The following is a 24,348-nucleotide window of genomic DNA, read 5'->3' on the forward strand; positions in this document are numbered from 1 at the left end:
ACTCGGAGGGGTGTCCGGATGTGGGAGCTCGCGCGCTCATGGGTCGACGGGTGGACCGTCTCGCGGAGGGCGCCGAAACCGGTGGACGAGCCGTGGGGGCTGAGCATCCAGGTCGGGCAGCGGGCCCAGATGGTCCGTCACGTCCTGCTCGACACTGATACCGAGACCGCCCGCCGGCTCATCGGCTCGGTCACCCGGCCGGCCACCTACGTCAAGGCCTTTCTGGCAGCGGACGTCATGAGGCCGTGGTTCTCGCCCGAGTGGGCGCCGACCGACCCCGGCTTCCTGATGGCGGTCGACCTGCGTCCGTCCGCCGTGCGCGCGCCACGGGGCTACACGGCCACGACCGAGACCACCGGCGGCGTCATCGACGTGCGGGTACTGGCCGCCGACGGGGAGCTCGCCGCGCGGGGTCAGGTCGGCCTGACGGGCGCGGCGGGCGTCTTCGACCAGATCGTCACCGAGGAGGCGCACCGGCGCCTCGGTCTCGGCACGGTCGTGATGGGCGCACTCACCGAAGCGGCCATCGAGAGCGGTGCGACCACCGGCCTCCTGGGCGCGACCGTGCAGGGCCGGGCGCTCTACGAAACGCTCGACTGGAAGGTCCTCGCACCACTGACCGGCTTCATCCACAAGCCCGTCGCCCCCTGACCCGCACCCCGCACCCCGGGTGGAGCCGGGGCGTGGGTGGCTGCTGCGGCTCGGCGGGGGCTCACCTGACGGCCCCTCCCGTTACTTGCCCATCAGGAGGCCCGCCTTCCCCGCACCCCGGCTCAGGACGATGCCGCGGATGCGGTCGCGGACGGCCGTGACGTCGGCGCCGCGTTCCAGCGCCGCGTTCAGGTTCGTCACGCGACCCGTGGACGTGTCGAACCACTGGGGGATGAACTCGGCCTTCTTGACCTCCCAGCGGCCGCCGGTGGCCGCCGGCGGGGCGAACGTGAAGCGGCCGAGGGTGCCCTGATTGCCCCGCGGGTCGTTCGCACCCTCGTGGTTGATCATGTCGCCGGCGATCTGGTCGCCCATGCCGTACAGGACCCAGGTCCCGTTGACCTTCTCGTACGCCTGCGGGACATGCGCGTGGGTGCCCAGGATCAGGTCGATGTCCGGGCGGCCGCCGGTCTTTGACGCCGTGAGCTGCTTGCCGAGGCTCAGCTGGCGTTCGTCGGGGGTGTCCTGCCACTCCGTGCCCCAGTGCACCGAGACGACGACGACGTCCGCGCCCGCCTTCCGCGCGGCCCGCGCGTCCGCGATGATCCGCTCGCGCTCCATGAGGTTGACCGTCCAGGGCTTGCCCGGGGGCATCGGGGCGTCGTTCGTGCCGTACGTGTACGCGAGCTGCGCCACCTTCGCGCCGCCCGCCCGCAGCCAGGCGGGCGACCTGCCCTCGTCGGCCGTGCGGCCCGAACCCGCGTGCTTGACGCCTGCCCTATCGAGCGCGGCGAGGGTCCGGCTCACCCCCGCCGCGCCGTCGTCGAGCGTGTGGTTGGAGGCGGTGGAACAGGCGTCGTATCCGGTGGCCGCCAGGGCCCGGGCGATCTGGGGCGGGGACTTGAAGCTGGGGTAGCCGGTGTAGTCGCCGTTCTCGCCGTAGATCGTCTCCATGTGACAGATCGCCAGATCCGCCTTGGAGACGACGGGCTTGACGTCCTTGAGCATCGGCACGAAGTCGTAGCCGTGGCCGCCCGCGTCGGCGCTGGCCCGGTCGATGATCGAGGAGTGCGGGAGCACGTCCCCGGAGGCGATGAGCGTGAAGGCGCGCGGGGCGTCCTGGCCGCCGCCGGCCGCCGAAGGGGCGGGGGGCGGAGCGTCCCGATTACCGCCCTGGGCGCCTTCCCGCTGTCTTTCGCTGCGGTGCTCCGTATTCCGCTCCTGTGCGGGCTCCGTATTCGCCGTGCAGGCGGCGGTCCCGGCGAGAGTGGCTCCGATCATTGCCGCGGTCAGAAGGGCTGTTCGCTGGGGTGTGCGCTGCGTCATCGGGCAGGCTCCATGAATGGGGGATATTCGGCGAAACGAATCCACATTCGGACACAATGCCGAGTCAAGCAGCAATGCCGTCATAGTCCCCGAAACGGACTTAAATCATCCGGCCATGTGACACGAAGAACAGAGGGGTCCCTACCTGCGACGAAACCGAGGGCTTGGTCAAGCCTCCGTAAAGCGCCTTGCTCGGAGCCCCCTTCGGGTAATCGGCTGTCCTCATCCGTGTTCCGGATAGGGGGCCAGAGGCCGGCGACGCGCACGGATCGGAGGAAGGCGAGACGGGATGCTGCACGAGAGCCGAGGAAACACGGAGGGCCCGAGTGATGGCGAACTGGCCGTGCCGATGGCGTGGTTGTACGCCGAGTACATCGCGGACGAATTACTGCGTACCGGCGATTTGATGCCGCCGACATCTTTCGAATACCGCGCGGGGCGTGATGCTCTGGCCCTGACTATTTTCCTTTCCGACACGAATGGCGAGCTTTCGGGCATCCGCGTGGTCTCCCAGCTGGAGACCTGGCTGTCCCTGACGGCGTACGACCAGCCGTGGCTCGACTGGGTCGGCGAGCGGATGGCCCTGCTCACGGCGGACGCGGTCGCCTCCGGCGAACCCGCACCCGACCTGCAGCTGGCCGACCTGGCATGGCGATGGCTCGAGGAGACGGAGCTGCTCGCGCCCGATCTGGACGCGGTGCCGGGCGGCGGGTCGCCGTGCGGTGAGGACGACGGACCCAAGGTGTGGACGGCGGCCTGGCGCCTGGGGCTGCCGCTCGGACACCTGGCGATCCATCTGTTCTGACGCCCGGGCAGAGACGTTCCGACACCGCCACGGAGTCGCCCTGACACCCCGTGCGCGTGTTCGCGTCCCGTGTCTTGAGTGATTCGGCGGTCGCTTGCGTACGGGAGGGCAGGAAGCACCCCCCTGCCCGACTCGTCACGCAAGGAACGCCATGAGGCCCCTGGAGCGGCACCGCGACGCCGGCGCCTACGCGCTCGGCGTCCTCGACGCGGCCGACACCTTCCGCTTTGACGACCACCTCATGGACTGCCCCGAGTGTCGGCTCATGCTGGCGCAACTCGGACCGGCAGCACAGCAGTTGGCCGCCTACGAACGTTGCACGCCGCCGTACGTCGAGCCGCTCGCCGTGCCCGGCCCCGGCCTCGGCGAGCGGCTGCTCACCGAGGCGGTGCGGCTGCGCAGGGCCGGGCGCCGACGCCGGCTGTGCGCGGTCGTGGCGAGCGTCGTCCTGGCGCTCGCGGCTCCCGCGGCCGCGGTGCTGCGGGCCGACGGGCCCGGCCCGGACCAGATCACCGCCCGCGACGGCCGCACCGGAGTCTCCGCGACTCTGACCGCGCGGGGCCGCGACTGGGGCACGGACATCGGGCTCCGGGTCCGCGACCCGGACGGACCCCACGTCTGCGAGCTCATCGCCGTCGGCACCGACGGCTCCGAGCAGACGGTGACGACGTGGAAGGCGCCCGCGGGCGAGCCGTCCGAAGAGCTCGCCACGCAAGGCGGCGCGGCCCTGCCCCGCGAGGACATCGCCCGCTACGAGGTGCGCACCACCGGCGGACAGCGCCTGCTCACGCTACGGAGCCCCTGAACCCGCCCGCGTACAGGGCTACTTCAGCAGCCGGGACATCCTCCGGTCCGCCAGCAGCTTCCCGCCCGTCTGGCAGGTGGGGCAGTACTGCAGCGAGGAGTCGCTGAAGGAGACCTCGCGGATGGTGTCGCCGCACACGGGGCACGTCTCACCGGCGCGGCCGTGCACGCGCAGGCCGCTCTTCTTCTCCGCCTTCAGGCGGCCCGCAGCGACTCCGTGCGAGCGCTCCACCGCTTCGGTCAGCGTGCTGCGCAAAGCCGCGTACAGCCCGTGGACCTCGTCCTTCGTGAGGCTCGACGTGAGCTTGAACGGTGACATGCGGGCCGCGTGCAGGATCTCGTCGCTGTACGCGTTCCCGACGCCCGCGAGCAGGGTCTGGTCCCGCAGCGCGCCCTTGATCTGCCGACGCTCGTCCGACAGGAGCCCGGCGAAGCGGTCCTCGTCGAAGTCCGCGGCCAGCGGATCGGGGCCCAGGCGGGCGATGCCCGGGATGGCCGCCGGGTCGTCGGTCACGTACACCGCGAGGCGTTTTTGCGTGCCCGCCTCCGTCAGGTCGAAGCCCTCCCCCGTCTCCAGGGCGACCCGCAGCGCGAGAGGGCCCTTGCCGGGGCGTGGCGTGCCGTCGGGGAGGCGGTCCTTCCAGTGCAGCCAGCCCGCGCGGGCGAGGTGAGTGACCAGATGCAGGCCGTCCGCGTCCAGGTCGAGGAACTTGCCGTGGCGCGCCACGGCCGTGACGGTGCGCCCTTCGAGGGCGGTGAGCGGCGGGTCGTACGTCTTGAGGACACTGATCGCCACGGGCAGCACCCGCACGATCTCGTGGCCGACGAGGTGGTCGGTGAGGAAGGCGCGCAGCGCCTCGACCTCGGGAAGCTCCGGCATCCGCTCACTCCTGTCCCAGTTCCGGCTGAACTTCACACAGCGCCATCCGCTCGACCCTCACCCTCGGTTTCCCGGGCGGGCACGACGAACTCGCACCACACGCACTTGCCGGTGCCCCGCGACTCGACGCCCCACGCGTCCGCGAGCATGTCCACAAGCAGCAACCCCCGCCCCGACACCCCCGACTCCCCCGCCTCCCGGCGGCGCGGCAGCGCACTGGAGGAGTCCTCGACCTCGACGCGCAGACGCCGTTCGCTGCCGCTGACCACCCTCAGCGTCACGATCGCCGCGCCGTCGGTGTGCATCAGCGCGTTCGTGATCAGCTCGTCCGCCACCAGCTCGATCTCGTCGGCGCCGTCCCCGGCGCCCCACGCGCGCACCGCGGCCCGGATCATGTGCCGGGCCTCGGCCAGCGCCTCCGGGTCGCCGGGGCCCACGTGCTGCTGGAGGCGGCCACCGGCCCGGGGGGCGTCGACCACGCGGCGGCGCAGCAGAAGCAGCGCCGCGTCGTCCTCGCCGCCCCGCTCGTCCACGGTCTCGCACAGCCGGTCCGCCAGATGCTGGAGGTCACGCGGCCCCGAACAGGCCAGCTCGCCCAGGGTCCGCAGACCGTCGTCGAGGTCGGCGCCCGGTTCCTCGATGAGGCCGTCGGTGAACAGCAACAGGGTCTGTTCCGCGTCGAGTTCGAAGGTGGTGACCGGATATTCGAGACGGCCGAACTCGGCCGAGAGCCCCAGCGGCAGACCACCCTCGACCGGCACCCTGCGACAGGTGCCGTCGGTCCGCTGGACGAGCGGGTCGATGTGCCCTGCCCGCACCAGCTGGACCACGCCCGAGGACAGATCGGCCTCCGCGTAGAGGCAGGTCGCGAAGCGCTCGGTGTCCAGCTCGTGCAGGAAGCCGGAGGCGCGGGCCATGACGGTGGCCGGCGGGTGCCCCTCGGCGGCGTAGGCGCGCAGCACGATGCGCAGCTGGCCCATGACGGCCGCCGCGTGGGTGTCATGGCCCTGTACGTCGCCGATGACCGCCCCGACCCTGCCGCCGGGCAGCGGGATCACGTCGTACCAGTCGCCGCCGATGTCCCGGCCGAGCGCCGCCGAGCGGTAGCGGACGGCGATGTCGGCCCCCGGCACGCCGGGGATGGTGCGCGGCAGCATCGCCTGCTGGAGGCCCTGGGCGAGGTCCTTCTCCTGCTCGTAGAACATGGCGCGCTGGAGGCTCTGGGCGATGCCGCTGCCGAGGGCGACCAGGACGTTGCGCTCCTCCTCGGTGAAGCCGGTCTTGTCCTGGTAGAGCAGGCCGAGCACGCCGATCGGCTTGGCCTGCGCGATGAGCGGCAGATACGCGGCCGAGGTGATGCCCAGCTCGTCTATGTGCGGCCACAGATCCGGGTACGAGGCGGCGAACTCCGCCGCCGTCTCGATGAAGCGCGGCGACAGCGTGCGCACGGCGTCGCTCATCGGATACCGCTCGTCGATCCGCGTGAACTTGGTGCCCGGCACGAAGCTGCCCACGGGCCCCTCCGCGACCAGCCGGATCCGCCCGGCCTCGACCAGGCCCATGACCAGGTTCGACGCGCCCAGGTGCGCGAGGCCGTGGGTGTCCTTGAGCACGTCGATGACGTCCCGGACGGTTCGGGCGTGGGCGAGGGCCGCCGTGGTGCCCTGCACGATGCTCGTGCGGCGGCGGCGGTCCTCCTCCTCGTCGGCGCGCTGGTGCCTGGCCGTGCTGTCGCCCAGCTCCTGCGTGGCGTCGCGGACGATGCCGACGATGCGGTGCGGCCGACCCGACCCGTCACGGTGGATGAACCCCTGGGTATGGGTCCAGCGCAGCCCGCCTTCGCGCAGCCGGATGCGGAAGTAGATGCCGTAGGTGCCGCTGCCGTCCTTGAGGGCGTGCGAGACATAGGCGTCGAGACGGTGTGCCTCGACCGGCGGCACGCGTACTCCGAGGCTCGTCGGATGGCCGTCGTACTCGTCGGCCCGTACGTCGAAGACCTCGTGGCCCGCGGCATCGAGATGCATCAGGCCGCTGTCGAGGTCCCAGTCGAAGCAGCCTGTGCGGTTGGCCGCCAGGATCGACCGGGGATCCGCTGGCCAGTCGTCCGGCAGTGGCGTGGGCGTCATGACACTTCATGATTCTTCGCTGTCGGGACCGAGTGCGCACGCTCAGCCGCCGGGCGTGGGCGTCGGGCAGCCCGGCGGGATCCCGGACGGGGTGCCGGTGGGCGGCTCCGTGCCCGTGGTGGGCGGGAGCGTGGGGCAGTCCGTGGAGGTGGTGTCACTTTCGCTGGGCGAGTCGCTGTCACTGGGCGTATCGCTGTCGCTCGGGCTGTCGCTGTCGCTCGGGCTGTCGCTGTCGTTCGGCGTATCGCTGGGGCTGTCGCTGTCGCTGGGTGAGTCGCTGTCGCTCGGGCTGTCGCTGTCACTGGGCGAGTCGCTGTCGTCCGGGTCGGTCGGGGTCGGCGTGGTGGGGGTGGGCGTCTGGGTCGGGTGCGGCGGCGGCACGGTGTGGTCGTGGCCGCCGTGCTCGTCGCCGGTCCTCCGCTCGATCCAGGTGTTGTCGACGATGTTCACGATGGTGATGTTCACGATGATCTTCGGTGCCGGGGTCACCACCACGACCTGCGCCGGGCGGTAGCCGGACCACTGCTCGCCCTGGTGTCTCGGGGTGCCCTGGAGCGCGACCGGCGGCTTCAGCGGGTTCCCGCAGGCGCACCGCACGCGGGGCAGCCCCCGGTTGTCGACGAGGACGGCGGTGCCCGTCTGCAGCACGGACTGGAAGCTGGTGGCACCGCCGTCGCGGTAGCCGTGGTTCGTCACGCGGGTGTCGGCCCGCAGCACGACCGGCGTCAGATCGCGCAGGAAGCTCGGCATGTCCGCCCGGGAGATGCCCGACACCTGCGCGAAGGCACGGCTCTTGCCCTGGTCGGCGGTGAGGAAGCGGACCTGGGCGCCGACGTCACAGCTGCCCAGGGAGTGCGTGCCGCCGTACAGACCGGGTGTGCCGCCCGAGAGGGAGCGCACGCCCTGAGCCGTCGGCGAGGAGGTACCCGTCGGTGACGGCTGCGGCGAACGGGTGACGGGCGTGGGGGTGGCGGGCGAGGGGGTCGCCGTGCTCGTCGCGGTGGAATCGGTGAACGGATCGGGGCCCTGGGCGGCGACCGGCTGCATGAACAGCTCGCCGCTGCCGGCGGCGGGCTTCTTCTCGCCTCCGCCCGAGCCCGAGCATCCCGCGACGGCGAGGGCCGCGGATATCGCGAAGACCGTCGCGTAGCTCCTGAGGGACCTCTTGGGCCTGGTGGGCCTGGTGGGCCTGGTGGGCCTGGTGGGCACACGCACCGTGCTCTCCCGCCTGCTATCGGGCACTTTGCCCCATTCTCTGAGGCAGTCGGAGCCGGTGCGCAAGCCGAGGAGGGGCGCCCGGCCGGACAGGGCGCAAGATGGCCTTGTGGAGTGGTTCACAGCGGATCAGTACTGGCTCGGCCGTCTCGTCTTCCAGCGGGCTCTCGCCGCGCTCTACCTCGTCGCGTTCCTGGGAGCGGCGCTGCAGTTCCGTGCGCTGATCGGCGAGCGCGGCATGCTGCCGGTGCCGCGCCACGTCGAGCGCGTGCCCTTCCGCAAGGCGCCGAGCCTCTTCCACCTGCACTACTCGGACCGCTTCTTCGCGCTCGTCGCGTGGTCGGGCTGCGCGTGCGCCCTCGCGCTGCTCGCGGGCGCCGACGGTCTGCTCCCCCTGTGGGCCGGCATGCTGCTCTGGTTCGTGCCGTGGGTCCTGTATCTCTCGATCGTGAACGTGGGCCAGACCTGGTACGGCTTCGGCTGGGAGTCGCTGCTCCTTGAGGTCGGTTTCCTCGCCGTGTTCCTCGGCAACGACGAGACGGCGCCGCCGGTGCTGATCCTCTTCCTGCTGCGCTGGGTGCTGTTCCGCGTGGAGTTCGGGGCGGGGCTGATCAAGATGCGCGGCGATGCGTGCTGGCGCAAGCTCACCTGCCTGTACTTCCACCACGAGACACAGCCGATGCCGGGACCGCTGAGCTGGTTCTTCCATCATCTTCCGAAGCCGGTCCACAGGATGGAGGTCGCGGCGAACCACTTCACCCAACTCGTCGTGCCCGTGCTGCTGTTCACGCCGCAGCCGGTCGCGACGGCCGCGGCCTGCCTGATGATCGCCACCCAGCTGTGGCTGGTCCTCTCCGGCAACTTCTCGTGGTTGAACTGGCTGACGATCGTGCTCGCCGCGTCCGTCGTCGACTTCGGCGGCGCGGGCGCTCCGTCGACGTCACCCGCTCCCCCGCTCTGGTACGAGGTGGTCGTCATCGCGGCGACGGCCCTGATCCTGGCCCTGAGCTACCGGCCGGCCCGCAATTTGTTCTCGCGTCGGCAGATCATGAACTTCTCCTTCGACCCGCTCCATCTCGTCAACACCTACGGCGCGTTCGGCAGCGTCAGCCGCGTCCGGCAGGAGGTGGTCGTCGAAGGCACGGCGGACACCACACCCCGCCAGGAGTCGGAGTGGCGGGAGTACGAGTTCAAGGGCAAGCCGGGCGATGTACGCCGCTGGCCCCGGCAGTTCGCGCCGTACCATCTGCGGCTCGACTGGATGATGTGGTTCGCCGCGCTCTCCCCCGCCTATGCGCGCTCGTGGTTCGGCCCGCTGGTGGAGCGGCTCCTGGACGGCGACCGGGACACCTTGCGGCTGCTGCGCCACGTCCCCTTTCCGCCGGACGAGCCGCCCGCGTACATCCGCGCCCGTCTCTACCGCTACCGCTACACGACCTGGCGCGAGCTGCGGAAGACCGGTGCCTGCTGGGAGCGGACGTACGTGCGGGAGTTTTGGCCGCCGACGCGGGTGTCGTCGCCGCGGTGACCGGTCGGTGATCCCACGGTGAGTCAGAGGCCGTAGACGCGGGCGGCGGTTCCGGCGAAGAGGGCGGCGCGTTCACTTTCGGTGAGCGAGTCGGTCAACTTCCGTGCCGCGTCGGCGACTTCCGCGTACGTGGCGGCCAGAGTACAGACCGGCCAGTCCGAGCCGAAGATCAGCCGGTCGGGCCCGAAGGCGTCCAGGACGGTGTCCGCGTACGGGCGCAGGCCGTCGACCGTCCACGACTTGGGGTCGGCCTCGGTCACCAGGCCGGAGAGCTTGCAGACGGTGTTGGGGAGCGCGGCGAGCGAGCGAACGGCCGCGGCCCAGGGTTCGAGCGCGCCGGATGCGATGGGCGGCTTGCCCAAGTGGTCCAGGACGAAGGTGAGTTCGGGGTGCTCCCGCGCCGCCTCGACGCAGGCCGGGAGTTGATGGGGCAGGACCACGAGGTCGTAGGCGAGGCCCGCCGCGCCGACCGCGGCAAGGCCCCGGCGCACGTCGGGCCGCAGCAGCCACTGCGGGTCGGGCTCGCCCTGCACCTGGTGCCGGATGCCCACGAGGTGCTGCCCGCCGGGGAGTTCACGCAGCCCGCCGAGGGTGTCGCCGACGGCCGGGTGGGTGAGGTCGGTCCACCCGACGACGCCCGCGACCAGGTCACTGCCGGCCGCCAGGGCGAGGAACTCGGGGGTCTCCTCGGCGACGGTGACCGTCTGCACGAGCACGGTCGCGGTGACGCCCGCGGCACGGGCCGCGGGCAGGAGGTCGGTGAGGGAGAAGTTCCGGCGGATCGGGGCGAGCGCGTCGCCGGTGATCCACTCCTGGTCGCGTACGGAGAGGTCCCACACGTGGTGGTGGGCGTCGACGATACCGGGCATCACAGCAGCTTCCGCCGTCACGGCAGGTTCCGCCGTCATGGCAGCTCCCGCCGTCATGGCAGCTCCCATACGACGGGAAGGCCCGCGTCCGCGCCCTCGGCCGAGTAATCGTGGACGACGTCGAGCAGGTCGGCCATCCGCGCCTGCCAGGCGACGTTGACCGGCAGCTTGTCCAGCTCGGCGAGCATGCGGGCGTAGTCCTCGCACTCCAGGACGTGGAAGAGGTCGGTGCCGCTGCGCCAGATCGTCCAGGAGGCGGCGCCCGCCGCGCGGATGGCGGCGACCAGCTCGGCGGGCACCTCGCGGTGTGCGGCGTCGTACTCGTCGACGCGGTCGGCGCGGACCTTGGTGTGCAGGGCGATTCTCACGCGGAGGCCTCTCCGGGGACGGGTACGTGGGCGGGCAGCAGTTCTTCGGCGCGGGCTTCCTTCCAGAAGTCGTCGGGCACGTGGGACGCGAACTGCCGTGCCGCGTCCCGGACTTCGTGCGCCGAACGAGCGCCGACGAGGACGGTGGTCACCGCCGGGTGGGCCAGGGGGAAGGCCAGGGCTGCCGCGCGCAGGGTGGTGCCGTGGCGCTCCGCGATCGTCCGCAGACGGCGGGCGCGGTCCACGAGATCCTGCGGCGCTGTCGTGTAGTCGTACGTCGCGCCGGGCCTGGGGTCGGCGAGAAGGCCCGAGTTGAACACACCGCCGATCACGACTGCCTTTCCGCGCTCGTACGCGGCCGGGAGCAGCTCGGTCAGGGCGCTCTGGTCCAGGAGCGTGTAGCGGCCCGCGCACAGCACGGCGTCGACGTCCGTGTCCCGGACGAAGCGGGTGAGCATCGCCGTCTGGTTCATGCCCGCGCCGATCGCGCCCACGACGCCTTCGGAGCGCAGCCGCTCCAGGGCCGGATATCCCTCGCGGAAGGCCTGCTCGGCGTGGTCGTCGGGGTCGTGGAGGTAGACGATGTCGACGCGGTCGGTGCCGAGGCGGGTGAGGCTCGCCTCCAGGGAACGGCGGACGCCGTCCGCACTGAAGTCCCAGACCCGGCGGTGGGTGGCCGGGACGGCGAAGCCATGGGTGAGGTCGTCGCCCACGGGCCTCTCCACCGCTTCGAGGAGGCGGCCCACCTTGGTCGAGAGCGTGTACGTCTCCCGGGGGTGTGCCCGCAGTGCCTCGCCGAGCCTGCGCTCGGACAGGCCGATGCCGTAATGCGGGGCGGTGTCGAAGTAGCGGATGCCCGCCTCCCAGGCGGTGTCGATCGCCGCGCGGGCCTCCTCGTCGGTGATCGGCGTGTAGAGGTTGCCGAGGCCGGCGGCGCCGAAGGACAGCTCGGTCACCTCGACGCCGCCGGGTCCGATGGCGCGCCGGACCATGCCGCTCATCGGCCCACGGGCCGCAGCCGCAGGCCCTGCATGCCGCCGTCGACGGCGAGTGCGGTGCCGGTGGTCGCGCCGGACAGGGGGCTCGCCAAGTAGGCGATGGCGCCCGCGACTTCGTCCGCCGAGACGAGGCGCCCGGTGGGCTGGCGGGCCGCGAGCGCGGCACGCTCGGCCGCCGGGTCGGGCGCGGCGTCCAGGAGGCGGCCGACCCACGGGGTGTCCACGGTGCCGGGATTGACGCAGTTGACGCGCACCCCTTCACGTACATGATCGGCGGCCATGGCGAGCGTCAGGGAGAGCACGGCGCCCTTGGACGCCGAGTAGAGGGCGCGCTGCGGCAGGCCGGCCGTGGCGGCGATCGAGCAGGTGTTGACGATCGCCGCGTGGGTGGAGACGCGCAGGTGCGGCAGGGCGGCGCGGGTGGTGCGCACGATCCCGAGGACGTTCACGTCGAGCACCTTGTGCCACTGGGCGTCGTCGTTGTCCTCGACGGTGCCCTGCGCGCCGATGCCCGCGTTGTTGATCAGTACGTCGAGTCCGCCGAGCTCCTCCACGGCGGCGGCGACGGCTTCGCGCACCGAGGCGTCGTCGGCAACGTCGGCGCGGTGTCCGGTGAGCGGCTTCTCCACGCTGCCGGGGTCCAGGTCGAGCACGGCGACCCGGGCGCCGCGCGCGGCGAGCAGTTCGGCGGTGGCCCGGCCGATCCCGGAGGCTCCGCCGGTGACCAGGGCCTTGAGCCCCTCGAAGTCCTGGACGTCGGTCATGCGGCTGCTCCCTTGCCCTGAGCGAGGTCGGCGGCCCAGAAGGCGCCGTCCGGATAGGTGAATTCGGCGAGGGACTCGGCCCGCATGGTGGCCGAGAAGCCCGGCGCGGTGGGCGCCATGTAGTGGCCCTCGCGCACCACGACCGGGTCGATGAAGTGGTCGTGGAGGTGGTCGACGTACTCGATGACCCGGTTCTCGGTGGTGCCGGACAGCGCCACGAAGTCGAACATCGAGAGGTGCTGGACGAGTTCGCACAGGCCGACGCCACCGGCGTGCGGGCAGACCGGGACGCCGAACTTGGCGGCGAGGAGCAGGATCGCGAGGTTCTCGTTGACTCCGCCGACGCGGGCCGCGTCGATCTGCAGCACGTCGATCGCTCCCGCCTGGAGGAGCTGTTTGAAGATGATGCGGTTCTGCACGTGCTCGCCGGTGGCGACCTTGACCGGGGCGACCGCCTTCCGGATCGCGGCGTGGCCGAGGACGTCGTCGGGGCTGGTGGGCTCCTCCACCCAGTACGGGTCGAATTCCGCGAGGGCGCGCGTCCATTCGACGGCCTCGCCGACGTTCCAGCGCTGGTTGGCGTCGATCGCCATGCGGATGCCTGGCCCGATCGCCTCGCGTGCGGTACGGCAGCGGCGTACGTCGTCCGCCAGGTCCGCACCGACCTTCAGCTTGATCTGGGTGAAGCCGTCGGCGACGGCCTGCCGGGCGAGGCGGGTCAGCTTCTCGTCGCTGTAGCCGAGCCAGCCGGGTGACGTCGTGTAGCCGGGGAAGCCGCGCTCCCGCAGCAGGGCCGCACGCTCGGCGGCTCCGTGGCGGCCCGACCTGAGCATGTCCAGTGCCTCTTGCGGGGTGAGGGCGTCGGCGATGTAGCGGAAGTCGATCTGGGAGACCAGCCATTGAGGCTCGGCGTCCGCCAGGAATCGCCACAGCGGCTTGCGAGCCCGCTTGGCCGCCAGATCCCACAGCGCGTTGACCACGGCGCCGATGGCCATGTGCATCACGCCCTTCTCGGGCCCGAGCCACCGCAGTTGGCTGTCCCCGACCAGGTCGCGGTTCAACGTCCCCGGATCGGCGCAGAGTTCCTCGACCGGCCGGCCGAGCACGTGATGACGCAGCGACTCGATCGCGGCGACCTGGACGTCGTTGCCGCGCCCGATGGTGAAGGTGAAGCCGTGCCCCTCCAGACCGTCGTCCGCGTCGGTGCGAAGGACCACATAGGCGGCGGAGTAGTCGGGGTCCGGGTTCATCGCGTCGGATCCGTCCAGCTCCCGTGAGGTCGGGAACCGTACGTCATAGGTGTCGACCGCGGTGATGCGGGCGGGAGTCGGGGACACAGGAGGCCTTTCCGGAAAGGGGCAAGAAGACGGGGGAACCCGGAGCGGGGTCAGTCCTGTGCGCGGCCGGTGGTGACCCGCGCGATCATCAGGGCGACCAGGATGATTCCGCCGTAGATGGCCTGGATCCAGAAGGACGGCACCTGGGCGAGGGTGAGCAGGTTCTGTACGACGCCCAGCAGCAGGACGCCGGTGAGGGCGCCGAACATGGTGCCCTTGCCGCCGTCGAGGCTGATGCCGCCGATGACCGCGGCCGCGAACACGGTGAAGATCATGTTCTGGCCCTGGTTGGCGTTGATGGCGCCGACGTAGCCGGTCTGCATGAGGCCGCCGACGGCCGCGAGACAGCCGGCGACGACGAAGACGCCGAGCATCACGCGCTCGACGCGGATGCCCGCGGCGCGTGCCGCGTCGGCGTTGCCGCCGATCGCGTACAGGGCGCGCCCCACGCGGTGGTACTTGAGGACGAAGCCTGCGACGCCGAAGGAGACGGCGGCCAGCCACACCGAGAGCGGGATGGTCAGGAACGTCGAGGTGGCGAGGGTGTAGAAGGCGTCGGGCATCCCGAAGAGCGTCTTGCCCTCTGTCGCGCCGACGAGTAGTCCGCGCAGCACGATCAGCATGGCGAGCGTGACGATGAACGCGTTGAGCTTGAGCTTCACGACGAGGATGCCGTTGAAGGCGCCGATGGCCGCGCCGACGAGCAGGATCGCGAGGAGCGCCACCGCGGCGGGCATCTCGGTGCCGAATCCGGCCTGTGCCGCGGGCAGCACGAGCAGCGCGCCGACGGCGGGCGCGATGCCGACGACCGATTCCAGGGAGAGGTCGAACTTGCCGGTGATGAGGACGAGGGACTCGGCGAGCACGACCATCGCGAGGGCGGCCGAGGCGCCGAGGATCGAGATGAGGTTGCGTTCCGTGAGGAACGAGTCATTTACCAGGGTGCCGAGCAGCATGAGCAGCAACAGGGCTGGTACGAGAGCGAGTTCACGCGCACGCCGGAGCAGCACGGAGCGTGCCTGGGCGCGGGCGTCGTCGGTCTTCGCGGTCAGGTCCGGTGTGGTCGAGGCCGACGGGGCCTTCGTGTCAGCCACGGTCATTCACTCCTTCTCGTGCTCCTTGGGTTTCTTCCACGCCTTCGATCGAGGCGATCAGGTCGTGGTCGGCGAAGCCCGCCTCGTGCTCGGCGACCACCCTGCCGTGGAAGAGGACCAGGACGCGGTCGCAGCGCCGCAGGTCGTCCAGTTCGTCGGAGACGACGAGGACGGCGGTGCCGTCCTCACGGGCGTTGTCCATCCGGGCGAGCAGCGACTCCTTGGACTTCACGTCCACGCCCGCGGTGGGGTTGATGAGGACGAGGAGGCGCGGGTCGGAGGCGAGTGCGCGCGCCATGACGACCTTCTGTGCGTTGCCGCCGGAGAGGTCCGACACGGGCTGGTCGGGTCCCTCGGCGTGGATGTCGAGGCGGTCGATGAGCTCCTCGGCGAAGCCGCGCTTGCGTTCGGTGCCGACGAAACCGTACTTCCCGAGCCGGTCGAGCACGGTCATCGTGGCGTTGTCGCCGATGGACATGCCGAAGACCAGGCCTTGGTCGTGCCGGTCGCGCGGCACGCAGCCGACTCCGGCACGCAGCGAGGCGGTGACGTTTCCGAACGGCAGCTTCTCGCCGTCGAGTCGAGCGCTTCCGGTGGTGGGCGTGTGGAGCCCCGCGACGGTCTCCGCGAGGTTGATCTTTCCGCTGCCGCTGGACCCGGCGAGGCCCACGACCTCGCCCTTGCGGACGGTCAGGTCGACGTCCGCGTACGAGTCGCCGGCGAGGCCCCTGACGTCGAGCATCACCGGGGCGTCGGCGGGGACCTCGGTCCGGGCCACGGATTCCTCGGCGGCCTCCTTCTCCCGCAGGGCCTCGCCCGCCATGGCCTCGACCAGGGCGGCGCGGGGCAGGTCGGCCACGGGGGCGGTGGTGATCCAGCGGGCGTCGCGCAGGACCGTGACGGTCTGGCACACCTCGTACACCTCCTGGAGGTGGTGCGAGATGAAGAGGAAGGTGACCCCCGACTCCTGGAGCGCTCGCATGCGCGTGAAGAGCCGCTCGATCTCCCGGTTGTCGAGCTGCGCGGTGGGCTCGTCCAGGACGATGAACCGCGCCCCGAAGCTGAGCGCCCGCGCGATCTCGACCATCTGGCGGTCCTCGACCTTGAGGTCGGCGGTGCGGGCGTCCGGGTCGACGCGCACGTCCCAGGTGTCGAGCACCTCCGCGGCCTGGGCGCGCAGCTTGCGCCAGCTGATGAAGCCGCCGCGGCCGGCGGGCTGCCGGTTGATGAAGAGGTTCTCGGCGACGGTCAGGTCGGGCACGACCGTCGGCTTCTGGTAGACGCAGGCCACCTTGCGGCGCCAGGCGTCGCGGTCGGTGAGCGGCGGCGCGGGCTGCCCGTCGAAGAGGACGGTGCCCGCGTCCGGGGCCTGGAGTCCGGTGAGGATGGTGACGAGGGTGGACTTGCCCGCGCCGTTGCGGCCGACGAGGGCGTGGGACTCACCGGGCAGGACGGTCAGCCGGCCGTCCTGCAGGGCGACGGTGGGCCCGTACCGCTTGGTGATGCCGGCCGCCTCGACGAGCGGGGTCGTCGTCGGGCCGGTGGGGGTCTCGGTCATCGGCGTACTCATTTGACCGTGTTGCCCCACAGCTCGGAGTCGTCCACGTTCTCCTTGGTGACCAGCGGTGCGGGCAGCTGGTCCTCGAGGATGCCGCTGGGCAGCTTCACGATGGTGGAACCGTGGTCGGTCTTGCCGGGCTTGAACTTCTTCCCGCTCATCGCGGCCTTGATGTAGTACATGCCGTACTTGGCGTACGCGTCGGCCGGCTGCGAGACCGTGGCGTCGATCTGGCCCTTGCGGATGGCGTCGAACTCCTGCGGGATGCCGTCGTTCGAGATGACGGCGATGTGACCCTTCTCGCCCGTCTTCTTCAGCATCTTCTTCGACTTCAGGGTCTGCAGGGTGGGCGCGAGATAAACCCCGCCCGCCTGCATGTAGATGCCCTTGATGTCGGGGTTGGAGTTGAGCAGCGTGTCCAGCTTGGAGGCGGCCGTGTCGGACTCCCACTTGGCGGGAATCTCCAACACCTTCAGCTTGGGGTACTTCTCCTTCACGCAGGTGCGGAAGGCCTCCGAGCGTTCACGGCCGTTGACGGAGGCGAGGTCTCCCATGATCTGGACGACCTTGCCGCTCTTGACCTGCTTGCCGAGGTAGTCGCAGGCCTTCTCGCCGTACGCGACGTTGTTGGCCCGCACCACCATCGCGACCTTGCCCTTCTCGGGGGCGACGTCGACGGCGACCACGGGCACGCCCTTGCGCTCGGCCTGGTCAAGTCCCGCGGAGATGGCCGCGCTGTCGAGGGGTGCGACGACGAGCCCTTTGACACCCTGATTGAGCTGGTTGTTGATGTCGGTGATCTGCTGCGAGGGGTCGCTGTTGGAGTTGACGGTCTTCATCGCGTCGACGTCCTCGGACTTCGCCATCTTGGGCACGTAGTCGTTGTACGACTGCCAGAACGGCGAGGTCAGCAGGGGCAGGATCACCCCGACCTTGCCCTCTCCGCCGCCTCCGCCGCCCGCGGGCGCCGCGCTGTCCTTCGTACTGCCGCACGCCGTGAGCACGAGGGACGCGCAGGCCGCGGCGGCGGCGATCCGCGCCACACGCGAGGTTCCCGCCCTGCTGGTCCTGTTGCCTGCCCTGTCGCGCGCTGTTCTGCCGGCCATCTGACGGCTCCTCATCGAGGGTGGGTCGGGAGTCCTGACGACTGTCCCAGTGACGGTCCGAGCGGACTGTCCCAGCGACCGATGGCGAATATTTATCAGACCACTTGGCGCTCACAACACCCCTCGACACCAAGTTTTGCCGCTTTCAGGCCGTAGTGGTCCGACCACATCTCGGATTAGACTGCGGCGCACTCGGCTAGTGGAGGAGCGTTACGTGGACCAGACCGGCCCGCAGAAGGGCACCGTGACGCAGCGGGCCATCGAGCAGATCAAGGCGATGATCGGCGAGGGCCGGCTCGAACCGGGCCAACGCCTGCCCACGGAACGCGACTTGGCCACGCAGCTGGGCATCTCACGAAGCTCCATGCGGGAGGCGATCCGCGCCCTCACGGTGATGGGGGTCCTGGAGGCCCGGCACGGCTCGGGCATCTACGTCACCCAGCTGGAGGCCGGGGACCTCCTGGAGACCTTCGGCGTCGTGGCCGACCTGTCACGAGGACCGCGCCTCGTGGAACTCCTGGAGGTACGCCGGATCCTCGAATCCACGGCGACGGCGCTGGCGGCGGCACGGATCTCCGCCGACCAACTGGCGGACGTGGAGGAACACTTGGAGGCGATGAACGCCACGGAGGACCCGGAGGAAATCCTCTCCCACGACCTGGCGTTCCACCGAACGATCGCCCTCGCGGCAGGCAACGACACGATGGCGGCCATCCTGGAGGGCCTGTCCTCCCGCACATTCCGCGCAAGGGTCTGGCGCGGCTACCAGGAAGAGGGAGCCTTCGACCGAACCCGCCGAGAACACGCCCGTATCCACCGGGCGTTGGCGGCCCGAGACCCAGAGGCAGCGAGGGCCGCGGCGGCGGCACATGTGGGAGAGGTGGAGGAATGGATGCGGGCACAGGTGGACGGCTGACGCGTCACCCCCGCCCTACCCGATGAGGGTCCGCTTCGGGCGGACCACGCAGAACTCGTTCCCCTCGGGGTCGGCGAGAACGGTCCACGACTCCTCGCCGCTCTGCCCGACGTCCGCCTTCCGCGCCCCGAGTGCGAGCAGGCGGGCGATCTCGGATTCGCGCTCACCCGCGTCGGACGTCAGGTCCAGGTGCAGGCGGTTCTTGACGACCTTGCGGTCCGCCGTCGGCATGAAGCAGATGCCGACCGGCGCGTTCTCGTCGGGGCCGATGACCACCTCCCGCTCCCGCTCGGACAGAATCCGCCAGCGCAGCGCCTGCGCCCAGAAGCGGGCCAGGGCGGGCAGGTCGTGGGCGTCGATGACGATGTGGTGCAGCGCGATGGGCATGTGGGTCAGTGTGCGCCCGGATGAAAGGGCGCACGACGGCGCCGGCGGGACTGTCCTTCTGCCCCGCCGGCGTCTCCTCGCTCAGCTCAGCGCGACGTCACGCCCGCGTCAGGCGCAGCGTTACCAGTTCGAACGGGCGCAGTGTGAGGGCGACACCGTCGTTCGAGCGCTCCGGAGCCGGTGCGTCGGTGAGGGGGCGCTCCAGGAGATCCGTCGCCACGACGGAGCCGAACGGGAAGCCCGGCGTCAGCGTTGTCTTCGCGCGGCCGCCCCGTGATTCGTGGAAGCGGACGACCACGTCGCCGCTGCCGTCGTCGGCGAGCTTGAGGGCCGTGACGACCACCGCGTCGTTGTCGAGGGTCACCAGCGGGGTCACCTCGGCGCTGCCCGGGACCTGCCGCTCGGGCAGGTTGATCCGGTAGCCCTCACGCACCGCGTCGCCGATCCCGGCCCCCGGGACCAGCGCGTGCCGGAAGCGGTGGACGCCCTGGTCCGTCTCGGGGTCGGGGAAGCGCGGGGCGCGCAGGAGCGAGGCGCGGACCGTCGTGGTCGTACCGGAGTCCGAGGCGCGTACCGTGCGGGTCACGTCGTGGCCGTACGTCGAGTCGGTGACCAGGGCCACGCCCCAGCCCGGCTCCTCCACGTGCACGAAGCGGTGGTTGCACGCCTCGAACTTGGCGGCCTCCCAGCTCGTGTTGGTGTGCGTGGCCCGGTAGAAGTGGCCGAACTGCGTCTCCGACGCGTACCGCTCCGCGTGGATGTCCAGCGGGAACGCCAGCTTCAGGAACTTCTCCGTCTCGTGCCAGTCCACCTCCGTGTCGATGTCCAGGCGCATGGAGCCGGGCGCCAGGGACAGCGTCTGCGTGAGCCGCGACGCGCCGAAGCTGCGTACGACACGGACCGAGGCGCCGCCCCGGAGGGACTCTACGGGCTCGACCGACTCCGCCTCCGTCAGGTCCGTGACCGTGTTCCGGTAGAACTCATCGACGTCCCACGCATCCCACATGTTCGGGAAGTCGGCGTGGATCTGCGGCAGGTTCGCCGCCTGGCCGGGCGCGACGGTCTCCCGGCCGGCCAGGATGTCGTACGCCGAGACGATCAGACCGCGCGCGTCGATCTCGACCCGCAGCAGACCGTTGTCCAACACATGGCCGCCCTCGGCACGCGAGGCGATCGCCGACTGGCCGTCGATCGCGGCAGGCCGCGCGCCGCCCGCCGGGACGCCGTCACGGGTGTGCGGGGTGGAGTTAAAGACGAGGGTGGTGGTGGCGGTGCCTCTGCCCTCCCCTGCCAGCGCCCGCTGAGCTGCCTCGATGATGCCGTTCAGCTCCTCGGCGACCTTCGCGTATGTCGCGCGCGCCTCCCGGTGCACCCAGGCGATGGACGAGCCGGGCAGGATGTCGTGGAACTGGTGGAGCAGCACCGTCTTCCAGATGCGGTCCAACTCCTCGTATGGGTAGGCGAATTCGGGCGCGCGGACCGCCGCCGTCGCCGCCCAGAGTTCCGCCTCCTTCAGCAGGTGCTCGCTGCGGCGGTTGCCCTGCTTGGTTCCCGCCTGGCTGGTGAGCGTGGCGCGGTGCAGCTCCAGGTACAGCTCGCCCACCCAGACGGGAGCGTTCGGGTACTCCGCCTCCGCCTTCTCGAAGAAGGCTGCCGGGGTCTCCCACTTGACCGTTGCGGAGCCCTCCAGGTCACGGAGGCGGCCCGCCTTCGCGATCATCTCGCGGGTGGTGCCGCCGCCTCCGTCACCCCAGCCGGTCGGGGCGAGGGAGTGCCGGGCGACGCCCTTGTCCTTGAAGTTCTTCGCCGCGTGGGCGATCTCGCTGCCCTTCATCGAGCAGTTGTAGGTGTCGACGGGCGGGAAGTGCGTGAAGATGCGGGTGCCGTCGATGCCTTCCCAGTTGAAGGTGTGGTGCGGGAAACGGTTGGTCTGCGACCAGGAGATCTTCTGCGTCAGCAGCCACTTGGAGCCCGCCGCCTTGATGATCTGCGGGAGCCCGGCGGCGAATCCGAAGGTGTCGGGCAGCCACGCCTCGTCGTTCTCGACGCCGAACTCGTCCAGGAAGAACCGCTTGCCGTGCACGAACTGCCGGGCCATCGCCTCCGACCCCGGCATGTTCGTGTCCGACTCGACCCACATGCCGCCCGCGGGCACGAACCGCCCGTCGGCGACCGCCTTCTTGACCTTCGCCCACACCTCGGGCCGGTGCTCCTTTACCCACGCCCACTGCTGCGCCTGCGACATGGCGAAGACGAAGTCCGGCTCGTCCTCAAGGAGCGCGGTCATGTTCGACGTCGTACGCGCGACCTTGCGCACCGTCTCGCGCAACGGCCACAGCCACGCGGAGTCGATGTGCGCGTGGCCGACGGCGCTGATGCGGTGGGCCGAGGGCTCGGCGGGGGTGGTGAGGACGCCTTCGAGCTCGGCGCGGGCGGCAGGCGCGGAGCCGTTCACGTCCTGGAGGTCGACCGCGTCCAGGGCACGGCCGATGGCGCGCACGATCGCGTAGCGGCGACCGGAGTCCTCGGGCAGCTCCTGCATGAGCTCGCCCAGGACCTCCAGGTCGATGACGAGCTGCCACACGGTCTCGTCGAAGACGGCGAGGTCCATGCGGGCGAGCTTGTACTGGGGCTCGCTGCCGGCCGTCTCCTTGTCACCGAGCTGGGTGGGCAGGAAGGGGTGGTAGTCGAGGATGACGGGGTTGGAGGCGGCCTCGATGTGCAGGTGGACGTCTTCGCCGCCGGTCGCCGGGGCGGCGATCCGCACCCACTGGTTACGGGGGTTCAGGCCCTTCACCGGGGTGCCGTCGGGGCGGTAGACCAGGCCCTCGCACTGGAAGCCGGGCATGTTCTCGTCGAAGCCGAGGTCGAGGATGGCCTCGACGGTCTTCCCCGCCCAGTCCTTGGGGACGGTGCCGGTCACCTGGAACCAGCTGGTGGCCCAGGGGGCGCCCCATCGTGCGCCGACCTCCGTGGGGTCGGGGTGCGCGGCGAGGCCTTCGGCTACTGGGACCGGCTCGCCCGGTGCGTTCCACACCGCTACGTCCAGGGGTACGGACTCGGGGTATACGGCGGGGCGGATGCGCTCGTCGAGGACGCGCTTGAGGCGGGCTTCTATGAGGGTGCGGTCGTCATGCATGTGGGTTCTCCGGTTGCTCGTTCACTGCGGGTTCTGGGGGGCGGGTGAATTTTTTTGTCCCCAACCCCGCCCCTTCCCGAAAACCCGCTCTGGCGCGGGGGCCCTGGGTGCCGTCATCACCGGCTCCGCCGAGTTCGTCCTCAAACGCCGGACGGGCTGATTTTTCAGCCCCTCCGGCGTTTGAGGAGGCCCTCGCGCAGCGAGTTTCGGGAAGGGGCGGGGTGGGGGAAAGGACCTGGGCCTAACCGACCTCCCCCGGCCGCACAACCTCCGTGATGCCCCGCGCAGCCAAGTGCTCCGAGTCCCCCGCCCGGCTCGCCAGCACCGTCGTCGGCCGGACCCCGTCCGCGACAAGGCCCATGAAGGCGTCGAACACCGTGCCCCCCGGCGCACACGCGGACCGCTCCGAGGGGGAGTCGCCGACCACCACGGCAGTGCCCCGCACCGCAGGCGCGTACTCCCGCCCCCGCCACTCCTTCGCGAGCCGCGCCAGCACCTCGCCCCCCGGCTTGACCTTCCCCTCATTGGTCAGCAGGCCCAGGCTGTACTCAAGTTCGGGGAAGTCCGCCAAGGACCGCGACACATCGTGCGAGCACCACCACGTCACCCCCCACACATCCGCACAGTCCAGCGCCGCCTCCACCGTCGCCTCGGTGAAGGCGGCCGCGTGTTCCGCGGGGATGAGGGGGGCCGGTGCGCCCACCTCCTGGAGCCACACAGGGCGGTGCGGATCGTCCGCCCACGCCTTGGACAGTTCGATCATGTACGCCGCGTGGTGGGCCGTAGGAACCCCGCCCCGGCCGTGCCGCTGGGCCGTGCCGTTGAACACCCAGGAGTGCACGGCGGTCGCGCCGCCTAGGCGCGCGGCCTGGGCCGGGGTGAAGGGCTGGTCGTCCTGGTACCAGGCGGCGTCGTACTCGGCGTGCAGGTGCAGCTTGCCCGGCGCGCCCTCCTCGCACGCGGCCAGCACCCGCCGCAGCCACTCCCCCGCCTGGTCCTGCGTGATGCGGTCGGGGTCGGGATGCGGACCCGCCGAGAACTGGTTGACCTCGTTGCCGATGGTCATGCCGATGAAGTTCGGCCGGTCGGCCAGCGCGGCGGCGAGCGTACGCAGGTACGCGACCTCGCCCTCCACGACATCAGGGTCGGTGAAGATGTTCCGCCGGTGCCACGTCTGCGTCCACGCGGGCAGGAAGTCGAAGCTGGACAGGTGCCCCTGCAGTCCGTCGACGTTGACGTCGAGCCCGCGCTCGGCCGCGGCGTCCGCGAGGGCGACGAGCTGTTCCACGGCGCGCGGCCGGATCAGGGTGCGGTTGGGCTGGAAGTACGGCCAGATCGGGAAGACCCGGATGTGGTCGAGGCCCAGCGCGGCGATCGCGTCGAGATCGGCGCGTACGGCGTCGATGTCGAAGTCGAGCCAGTGGTGGAACCACCCCTGGCTCGGGGTGTAGTTCGCGCCGAAACGCGGCGCGGCGGAGGGCACACGGGTCGTACGAGACATGCGAGTCCTGGTTCTCGGAGTGTGGGGGTATACGAGGTGGGGGGCGGCTCAGCCCTTGACCGCCCCCTCGCCCACCCCACGGAAGAAGTACCGCTGGAGGCAGGCGAAGAGCACGATCAGCGGGAGCACGGCGATGACCGTGCCCGCGGCGACGAGCCGTTCGTCGTTGGCGAAGGTGCCGTGCAGGTAGTTCAGGCCGATGGTCAGGGTGAACTTGTCCGGGTCGCTCAGCACGATCAGCGGCCAGAGGAAGTCGTCCCAGGCGCCCATGAAGGCGAAGATCGCGACCACGGCGAGCGTGCCCTTGACCGCGGGCAGGGCGATACGCAGGAACCGCTGCCAGACGTTCGCGCCGTCGACGTACGCTGCTTCCTCGATCTCGTAGGGCAGGTTCAGGAAGGCGTTGCGCATCAGCAGGACGTTGAGCGCGGAGACGCAGCCGGGCAGCAGCACACCGATGAGGGTGTTGTTCAGGCCCAGCTCCCGCATGGTCGTGAACTGGGCGATGATGATGCCCTCCACGGGCACCAGCATGGCGAGCACGAACACGATCGTGGCCGCGCGGCGGCCGCGATAGCGCAGGCGGGCGAGCGCGTAGCCGGCGAGGGTGGCGCCCACGCAGTTGGTCACCACGTTGGCGGCGGCCACCTTAAGGGAGTTGAGCGCGTAGTCCCAGACGGGGATGGTGTCGGCGACGCGTTCGTAGTTGTGGAAGGTGGGGCTGCTCGGCAGGAACTTGGGCGGGGAGCTGAAGATGTTCTCGTGCGGGCCCTTGAGGGAGGTCGACAGCTGCCAGAGGAAGGGGCCGATCATCAGGGCCAGTACGGCGAGCAGGAGGCCGTAGCGCAGGATGATCTCCCATATGGGCATCCTGCGGCCGTTCTCGTCGGTGATCCGCCCGCGCCTGCGGGCGCCGCTCTTGCCGGCCTTGCCGCCCTTCGTCCTCGGCGCCGCCTGCTCGGTCTCGCGCGTGTCC

21 protein-coding genes are annotated in these 24,348 nt (G+C 70.7%); 5 read left to right on the forward strand and 16 right to left on the reverse strand.

Features of this window, described 5'->3' with window-relative positions:
• The first annotated feature begins 18 nt into the window (after positions 1-18).
• On the forward strand, positions 19-651 hold the full coding sequence (locus AB0I66_RS09910; RefSeq protein ID WP_363207255.1) for a GNAT family N-acetyltransferase: 633 nt from the start codon (positions 19-21) through the stop codon (positions 649-651).
• A gap of 81 nt (positions 652-732) precedes the next feature.
• Here AB0I66_RS09910 and AB0I66_RS09915 read toward each other — a convergent pair whose 3' ends face one another.
• A complete protein-coding gene (locus tag AB0I66_RS09915) occupies positions 733-1,977 on the reverse strand; it encodes a CapA family protein (RefSeq protein WP_363207256.1) in 1,245 nt (414 codons plus the stop codon).
• A gap of 289 nt (positions 1,978-2,266) precedes the next feature.
• Between AB0I66_RS09915 and AB0I66_RS09920 the strand changes: the two genes are divergently transcribed.
• Together AB0I66_RS09920 and AB0I66_RS09925 are read left to right on the forward strand one after the other, a co-directional pair.
• On the forward strand, positions 2,267-2,782 hold the full coding sequence (locus AB0I66_RS09920) for a hypothetical protein (RefSeq protein WP_363207257.1): 516 nt from the start codon (positions 2,267-2,269) through the stop codon (positions 2,780-2,782).
• A 151-nt stretch (positions 2,783-2,933) separates the two neighbouring features.
• The gene (locus tag AB0I66_RS09925) at positions 2,934-3,587 is read left to right on the forward strand and encodes a zf-HC2 domain-containing protein (RefSeq protein ID WP_363207258.1); all 654 of its coding nucleotides are present in this window, start codon (positions 2,934-2,936) and stop codon (positions 3,585-3,587) included.
• A gap of 18 nt (positions 3,588-3,605) precedes the next feature.
• On the opposite strand, the gene AB0I66_RS09930 is transcribed toward AB0I66_RS09925, so the two are convergent.
• From AB0I66_RS09930 to AB0I66_RS09940, 3 genes are read right to left on the reverse strand one after another with little or no spacing between them, the layout of a single operon-like run.
• Entirely contained in the window at positions 3,606-4,466 is an 861-nt protein-coding gene (locus tag AB0I66_RS09930; RefSeq protein WP_363207259.1) for a DNA-formamidopyrimidine glycosylase family protein, read from the reverse strand.
• A 32-nt stretch (positions 4,467-4,498) separates the two neighbouring features.
• Positions 4,499-6,592: a SpoIIE family protein phosphatase gene (locus AB0I66_RS09935; protein WP_363207260.1), complete on the reverse strand. Its 2,094-nt coding sequence runs from the start codon at positions 6,590-6,592 to the stop codon at positions 4,499-4,501.
• 42 nt (positions 6,593-6,634) lie between these two features.
• Positions 6,635-7,807, reverse strand: a complete 1,173-nt coding sequence (locus AB0I66_RS09940) for a DUF6777 domain-containing protein (protein WP_363207261.1) — start codon at positions 7,805-7,807, stop codon at positions 6,635-6,637.
• A gap of 109 nt (positions 7,808-7,916) precedes the next feature.
• Here AB0I66_RS09940 and AB0I66_RS09945 point away from each other — a divergent pair, with 109 nt between their 5' ends.
• Positions 7,917-9,335 carry a lipase maturation factor family protein gene (locus AB0I66_RS09945; protein WP_363207262.1) on the forward strand — a complete coding sequence of 473 codons (1,419 nt, stop codon included), beginning with the start codon at positions 7,917-7,919 and terminating at the stop codon, positions 9,333-9,335.
• 23 nt (positions 9,336-9,358) lie between these two features.
• Here the strand turns inward: AB0I66_RS09945 and AB0I66_RS09950 are convergent, their stop codons facing one another.
• The 8 genes from AB0I66_RS09950 to AB0I66_RS09985 are packed head-to-tail and all read right to left on the reverse strand — an operon-like array spanning position 9,359 to position 17,429.
• Entirely contained in the window at positions 9,359-10,243 is an 885-nt protein-coding gene (locus tag AB0I66_RS09950) for an amidohydrolase family protein (protein ID WP_363207263.1), read from the reverse strand.
• 14 nt (positions 10,244-10,257) lie between these two features.
• Positions 10,258-10,572: an L-rhamnose mutarotase gene (locus tag AB0I66_RS09955; protein WP_363207264.1), complete on the reverse strand. Its 315-nt coding sequence runs from the start codon at positions 10,570-10,572 to the stop codon at positions 10,258-10,260.
• A complete protein-coding gene (locus tag AB0I66_RS09960) occupies positions 10,569-11,564 on the reverse strand; it encodes an aldo/keto reductase (RefSeq protein WP_363207862.1) in 996 nt (331 codons plus the stop codon). The genes AB0I66_RS09955 and AB0I66_RS09960 overlap by 4 nt, the downstream gene beginning before the upstream one ends.
• Positions 11,565-11,569: 5 nt before the next feature.
• Entirely contained in the window at positions 11,570-12,334 is a 765-nt protein-coding gene (locus tag AB0I66_RS09965; RefSeq protein ID WP_363207265.1) for an SDR family oxidoreductase, read from the reverse strand.
• On the reverse strand, positions 12,331-13,671 hold the full coding sequence (locus AB0I66_RS09970) for an L-fuconate dehydratase (protein ID WP_363207266.1): 1,341 nt from the start codon (positions 13,669-13,671) through the stop codon (positions 12,331-12,333). The genes AB0I66_RS09965 and AB0I66_RS09970 overlap by 4 nt, the downstream gene beginning before the upstream one ends.
• A gap of 50 nt (positions 13,672-13,721) precedes the next feature.
• The gene (locus tag AB0I66_RS09975; protein WP_363207863.1) at positions 13,722-14,723 is read right to left on the reverse strand and encodes an ABC transporter permease; all 1,002 of its coding nucleotides are present in this window, start codon (positions 14,721-14,723) and stop codon (positions 13,722-13,724) included.
• 34 nt (positions 14,724-14,757) lie between these two features.
• Complete coding sequence (locus tag AB0I66_RS09980) at positions 14,758-16,323, reverse strand: sugar ABC transporter ATP-binding protein (protein WP_363207267.1); 1,566 nt, start codon at positions 16,321-16,323, stop codon at positions 14,758-14,760.
• 8 nt (positions 16,324-16,331) lie between these two features.
• Complete coding sequence (locus tag AB0I66_RS09985) at positions 16,332-17,429, reverse strand: sugar ABC transporter substrate-binding protein (RefSeq protein WP_363207268.1); 1,098 nt, start codon at positions 17,427-17,429, stop codon at positions 16,332-16,334.
• A 214-nt stretch (positions 17,430-17,643) separates the two neighbouring features.
• Here AB0I66_RS09985 and AB0I66_RS09990 point away from each other — a divergent pair, with 214 nt between their 5' ends.
• The gene (locus AB0I66_RS09990; protein ID WP_363207269.1) at positions 17,644-18,345 is read left to right on the forward strand and encodes an FCD domain-containing protein; all 702 of its coding nucleotides are present in this window, start codon (positions 17,644-17,646) and stop codon (positions 18,343-18,345) included.
• Positions 18,346-18,360: 15 nt separating this feature from the next.
• Here the strand turns inward: AB0I66_RS09990 and AB0I66_RS09995 are convergent, their stop codons facing one another.
• From AB0I66_RS09995 to AB0I66_RS10010, 4 genes are all read right to left on the reverse strand, one after another.
• Positions 18,361-18,732 carry a VOC family protein gene (locus AB0I66_RS09995; protein ID WP_363207270.1) on the reverse strand — a complete coding sequence of 124 codons (372 nt, stop codon included), beginning with the start codon at positions 18,730-18,732 and terminating at the stop codon, positions 18,361-18,363.
• Positions 18,733-18,829: 97 nt separating this feature from the next.
• A complete protein-coding gene (locus AB0I66_RS10000) occupies positions 18,830-21,871 on the reverse strand; it encodes a glycoside hydrolase family 38 C-terminal domain-containing protein (RefSeq protein ID WP_363207271.1) in 3,042 nt (1,013 codons plus the stop codon).
• Between the two features lie 241 nt (positions 21,872-22,112).
• Positions 22,113-23,372 (reverse strand): glycosyl hydrolase, encoded by a 1,260-nt coding sequence (locus AB0I66_RS10005; RefSeq protein ID WP_363207272.1) that lies wholly within the window; start codon positions 23,370-23,372, stop codon positions 22,113-22,115.
• A 48-nt stretch (positions 23,373-23,420) separates the two neighbouring features.
• Entirely contained in the window at positions 23,421-24,266 is an 846-nt protein-coding gene (locus tag AB0I66_RS10010; protein WP_363207864.1) for a carbohydrate ABC transporter permease, read from the reverse strand.
• Positions 24,267-24,348 lie beyond the last annotated feature (82 nt).

This window comes from Streptomyces sp. NPDC050439 (assembly GCF_040655335.1).
GTDB lineage: Bacteria > Actinomycetota > Actinomycetes > Streptomycetales > Streptomycetaceae > Streptomyces.